Source organism: Nocardioides cremeus (assembly GCF_030518195.1).
Classification (GTDB): Bacteria; Actinomycetota; Actinomycetes; order Propionibacteriales; family Nocardioidaceae; genus Nocardioides; species Nocardioides cremeus.
This window is the reverse complement of sequence record NZ_JAULSC010000253.1, coordinates 1-279: the sequence shown is the minus strand read 5'-3', so window position 1 is coordinate 279 and position 279 is coordinate 1. Positions and strand designations below refer to the sequence as shown.

Here is a 279-nt window from a genome sequence, read left to right as displayed (position 1 = left end):
GGGCTATTTTGTGCTCGAAAAGAATACCCTGTTCCTTTTCTCGTGGATATCCGTCGATCAGAAAACCTTTAGACGCGGACAGAGCCTTTACAATTGCTTCCTTGAGCAACTCTAGAACCACTTCCAAAGGAACCAATTCTCCCCTTTCCATAATGGCTGTCAATTCTTTCCCTCTTGGAGATCCACTGCTCACTTCATTTCTAAGAAGATCCCCCGTAGACAAATGTGTGAATCCATATTTTGCGACAATCTTATCGCACTGTGTCCCCTTTCCCGACC

The 279-nt window shown here is 45.2% G+C and carries 1 protein-coding gene; it reads right to left on the bottom strand.

Translation table 11 applies throughout. The features are described from left to right. Nucleotides 1–223: nucleoside monophosphate kinase (locus QWJ41_RS21115; protein WP_302710453.1), on the bottom strand; the 223-nt coding region annotated here is incomplete at its 3' end. Between the last annotated feature and the right edge of the window lie 56 nt (nucleotides 224–279).